Genomic DNA, 3,808 nt, shown 5'->3' on the forward strand with positions numbered 1-3,808 from the left:
GGTTGCGATCGATGATGATGCATGTCATGGAAGGCAATATGTCGCTGCCTACGGTTGAAATTCATTCCAAGGATGAAATCGGTCAGCTTTATCAAGTTTTCAAAAGTATGGTGGAACAATTAAAGCGTTTACTTGAAGGTATCATGACAACTGAGAAGGAGAAGCGCGAAGCAGAATTGGCTGTTTTGCAGGCTCAAATTCGACCTCATTTTCTATACAACACACTGAATACGGTGAAATATTTAGCCAAATTAAATGGAGTGCCAAACATTGTCGAGGTATCTGAATCTTTGATTGAACTTATGCGTGGTGTACTTGGAAATACGAATGAATTTCTCACGCTGCAAGAGGAACTGCAGTATGTTCGTAGTTACGTTACGATTGAAAAATACAAATATGTGGAACCTGTCCATTTGAATATTGAAGTCGAAAATGAAGAGCTTTTACAACGTAGCGTGTTGAAGCTGATGCTCCAACCTCTTGTGGAAAACGCCATCATTCATGGGCTAGCTGCCTCAGAGTGTGAAGGTGAAGTGTTGATTCGCATCTATGAGGAAAGTAAGGAATTGCGAATCGATGTCCGAGATAACGGCAGAGGTATGTCGAAGGAACAAATCCATGCACTCTTTGAAGTAAACACAAATACACGCTTCAGCGGTATGGGAGTACGTAATGTGCACGAGCGTATCGTTCGCCTTTTCGGAGAACCTTACGGGGTCTTTCTAGATAGTGAACCAGATGCGTACACGACTGTGCAGATCAGATTTCCAATAATAGATCGAATTGAACAGGAGGGGGAGAAGCATGTTTGAGGTATTATTGGTTGACGATGAAGCCTTGGCACGCAACGATGTGAAGGGGATGTTGGACTGGGAGAAGCATGGTTTCACCATTTGGGGGGAAGCGCAGAACGGCGCTATGGCCCTTTCTATGATGGAGCAGCATACGCCGCACATTGCCATTTTGGATGTAAGCATGCCGAATATGAATGGGGTAGAGCTCAGTCGCAGGATGAAAGACAAATTTCCGAAGGTTAAAATGATCATGCTGAGCAGTTTTGACGATTTCGATTATGTTCGCACCTGTCTCATGAATGGGGCTATGGATTATTTGCTCAAACATCGCTTGAATGCGAGCGCGCTCTTAACGCTGCTGGATCAAGCAGTCGTGGAACTGCAGAGTGAAGCACGGGAGCATAAAGCTCGCAGTGCGCAAACCCAAATCATCGAGAGCCTAAGTCCAGTTATTCTTCGCGAACATGTGGCGAATTTGGCTAGAGATGTGGAAGGCGCCGAAGCATTATTACTTACATATGCCAAAGATAATGACCTCTACACGCATTCCGTCAATTACGGAACTGCAGCCGTTCAAATTGTACCTTTCCTGTTGTTGACGGAGTTATTCAATGACGTTCAGAAAAATAGATTCGTCCAGCAAGTGACAGATGTGATGCAAATGGCAATAGGCGACGTTCAGAAACGGACAGTAGGCTATGTGGGAGAAGGACGGTTTATTATTCTATTCTCATCAGAGGATCGAAGCGAGCTTGCGGTAACAACCCAAATTAATCAAGCGATGAGTGCGCTTTCTCATTCCCTTGAGAAATTCCTTAATCTAAAATGTGTCTACATCGTTGGTCCACGAAGCGGGAGTTTAAAGCAGCTTGTCGCTAGTTATCGCAAGGCTGATCAAGATATGAATAAAATGGTATATCAAGATTTGCACCCTTTGGCGCTAAGAGATGCGCTCTTTGTAGAAGAGAAGAAGCAATTGCTCCTTTATTTGGAACAACTCGATGGGGAAAGGATCTACCATACCATTTCAACCGTTTTTGCCACTGTAAGAAACCAGCCGGTCTACGTTATGACGGTACAAATCATAGTCAGCGAAATGCTTCGGCTCATAGAGATGTCATTAAAACAGCAGTTTTCTCACATCGCTAGAGAGGACATGCAGCTCATTCCAACGCGGAATGAACTTGGGCGAATGAACAGTGTTTTTGAGCTCGAACAGTGGCTGCTAGCGTATTATGCACGTATCGTTGATTTCATAAAAGAACAGCAAGCTGGGGGCTTATACTCGCGTCATATTGCCAAAGCAGTACAGTATATTTCGGATAACTATGCTGCCAATATCTCCTTGGAAAGCACGGCCAGTGCCCTTAATTTAAATCCATCCTACCTAAGCAGGTTGTTCAAAGAAGAAACGCAAATGACGTTCACAGAATATATCAATCGAGTTCGCATTAAGAAAAGCTGCATGCTCATGGAATCGGGCGCTTTCGCATTGAAACAAATAAGCAGTGAGGTTGGCTTTTTGAGCTATACCTACTTTTTCAAAGTGTTTAAAAGCATAACGGGGATGACGCCACAAGCGTATATCGATCAATTGAAAACGTCAAAAAAGTAGAATGAAATGTCATATATGTTGAATCAGCAGGATGAAGTCTTTATTTATAATGAGATCAACCCTTAGAAAACGCTTTCTTAAGAGGGTGAAAACAACATGATCGGAGGAAAGAAAGAATGAAAAGAAATTGGGGGACAGTACTGCTTTCAACGTTAGTTGTTTCCAGTATGACATTATCAGCATGCAGCTCGGATACGCCAAGTACAGAGAAAGAAGGCAAATCCAAAGGTGAAGCTTCAAGCAAAACATCTTCAGAAGGATTTCCAATTGTCAAAGAACCGCTGAAGTTGAAAATGTTTACACGGATTGCGCCAGTCAATGGGCCATTCAAAGACATGCCGGTGTTCCAGGACTTCGAGAAAATGAGCAACGTTCAAGTTGAGTTCATTGAGGCGCCTACAGATGGTTTTAATGAGAAAAAGAATCTGCTTTTCGCATCGAATGAACTCCCGGATGCTTTGTACCGCTCAGGTCTCACACCTCTGGAAGCAATTCGATACGGTTCAGGCGGCCAATTAATACCTCTCGAGAGTATGATTGATAAGTACGCGCCTAATATCAAAAAGCTAATGGATACCTATCCAGAAATTCGTTCGGCTATTACGACGCCTGAAGGCCACATCTATGCCTTGCCAGGTATCGTAACTGTAAACGCTGCCAGAACCGATAAACGCTGGATGAACCAAGTTTGGCTGAAGAAACTGAACCTGAAAGAACCTGAGACTACGGATGATCTGTACGAGGTATTGAAGGCTTTCCGAGATAAAGATCCGAATGGCAACGGCAAACAGGATGAGATCCCGATGACAGCGCGCAACGGCCTCAGCATCGTTCCTATCATGGCAGGATCTTTTGGTTTGGATTTTCAGTTAGGATATAACATTAACTTGGACAATGACAAAGTTAACATTTGGATGGGTAGCGATCGGAATAAAGAATTGCTGATGTACTTAAATAAGCTCTATTCCGAGAAATTACTTGATTCAGAGCTATTTACACAGAAGGAAGCTCAGTATTTGGCTAAGCAAGGGACAGGAAATACCGGTTTCTTCTTTGATCAGACGAATAATCCGATGCTGGATACGAAAGTAGCGGATCAATACATCGGTATAGCTCCAGTGAAAGGCCCGCATGGTGATAGATTGCAGTTGGCGCAGCCGGTCCCTAGAGATTTTGGTGCTTTTGCCATCACCTCAGTAAACAAGAATCCCGAAGCTACGCTGCGTTGGGTTGATTATTTCTATGGCGATGAAGGATCTACTTTGCTTCGTTTCGGTCGTAAAGGCGAGAACTATGATTTGCGCGATGGAATTCCATTCTATACAGATGCCTTCCTGCAATCTGGTAATCAAGGCAAAATCACCCCTTACGCTGGGGGAGGAGCACCACATTTGATTAG

Annotated in this window: 3 protein-coding genes; all 3 read left to right on the plus strand. The window is 43.7% G+C overall.

Translation table 11 applies throughout. The features are described 5' to 3' along the window. Positions 1-812, plus strand: an 812-nt coding sequence (locus AC1DUA_RS28110; protein ID WP_477502902.1) for a sensor histidine kinase, incomplete at its 5' end; no start/stop codon positions are given. Further along, entirely contained in the window at positions 805-2,409 is a 1,605-nt protein-coding gene (locus AC1DUA_RS28115; protein WP_477502903.1) for a response regulator transcription factor, read from the plus strand. The genes AC1DUA_RS28110 and AC1DUA_RS28115, both read left to right, overlap by 8 nt. A 116-nt stretch (positions 2,410-2,525) precedes the next feature. Then, positions 2,526-3,808 (plus strand): extracellular solute-binding protein (locus AC1DUA_RS28120; RefSeq protein ID WP_477502904.1); only part of this gene is annotated, 1,283 nt, incomplete at its 3' end.

Source organism: Paenibacillus sp. 01T422, from assembly GCF_056398785.1.